The 1,303-nt window shown below is 35.4% G+C and carries 1 protein-coding gene; it reads left to right on the top strand.

What is annotated here, in order from left to right; all coding sequences use genetic code 11:
- The first annotated feature begins 138 nt into the window (after positions 1-138).
- A complete protein-coding gene (locus KTR06_RS24320) occupies positions 139-1,290 on the top strand; it encodes an ISAs1 family transposase (RefSeq protein ID WP_008018700.1) in 1,152 nt (383 codons plus the stop codon).
- The last annotated feature ends 13 nt before the right edge of the window (positions 1,291-1,303 follow it).

The following is a 1,303-nucleotide window of genomic DNA, read 5'->3' as shown; positions in this document are numbered from 1 at the left end:
ACAGGGTCGACGCATTATATTTTTTACTATCTTACAACTTGTATTTTATTTTTATATTATTGACTATTAGTGTATTATCTATTGTATATGTCGATTATTTTCCTTATCTTTATAAGATATTATAAAACATAAACTAACATGAAAATTGGCATAATTGACCTTTGTAAACAAATAGAAGATCCTAGGATGAACCGCAAAAAAGTACATAAAATGGAAACTATTATCTATATATCCATTGCTGCTGTAATCTGTGGCGCCCAGTCTTGGAATGAGATTGAGGAATTTGGCAATGCGAAAATTGCTTTTTTCAAAAGTCGCATACCTGACCTGGAGTTCATCCCTAGTCATGATACTTTTAATAGATTCTTCAGTATAATAAAGCCCGAGTATTTTGAGTTGATCTTTCGTAATTGGGTAAAACAAGTTTGTCAGGAGGTGAAAGGCGTTGTAGCTATAGATGGCAAGCTCATGCGTGGTCCAAGCCAATGTGATGGAGAGCATACTACGGGAAAAGAAGGATTCAAATTATGGATGGTTTCCGCCTGGTCTGCCGTTAATGGAATTTCTTTAGGTCAGGTAAAAGTAGATGATAAAAGCAATGAAATCACAGCTATTCCATTGTTGATTAACTCTTTGGAACTAAGTGGTTGTATTGTTACAATTGACGCGATGGGATGCCAGAAAGATATAACCCAGACCATTATTGAGCGTGATGCAAATTATATTATAGCTATAAAGGAGAATAAGAAAAAAAATTATCAACTAGCTAAACAAATTATTGACGATTATCAGGATAGAGATGAAATAATCAATAGAGTCACCAGGCATGTGTCGGAAAATACCGGACATGGAAGAGTTGAGAAAAGAACCTGTACTGTAGTCAGTTATGGTTCTATAATGGAGAAAATGTTTAAGAAGAAACTTGTGGGGTTGAAGTCTATTGTAGGGATAAAGTCGGAGAGAACAATAGTAGCAACAGGAGAATATACTCAAGAGGTCAGATACTATGTAACTTCACTTGATAATACCAAACCGGAGGAGATTGCATCTGCCATCAGACAGCATTGGTCTATTGAGAATAATCTTCATTGGCAATTGGATGTTACCTTTCGAGAAGACTACAGTAAAAAGGTGAAAAATGCAGCCAGAAACTTTTCGGTGGCAACAAAGATGGCACTTACCATACTAAAGAAGGATAAAACAACAAAAGGAAGTATGAATCTGAAAAGACTAAAAGCCGGATGGGATGAAAAATATTTGTCACAACTTTTACAGAACAATAATTTTTAATGCGTCTGCCCTG

Origin of the sequence: Bacteroides sp. MSK.20.12, from assembly GCF_019052435.1 — a bacterium.
GTDB classification, from domain to species: domain Bacteria; phylum Bacteroidota; class Bacteroidia; order Bacteroidales; family Bacteroidaceae; genus Bacteroides; species Bacteroides xylanisolvens.
Note: the sequence above shows the minus strand (reverse complement) of the source record. Positions and strands in the feature narration are given on the sequence as shown.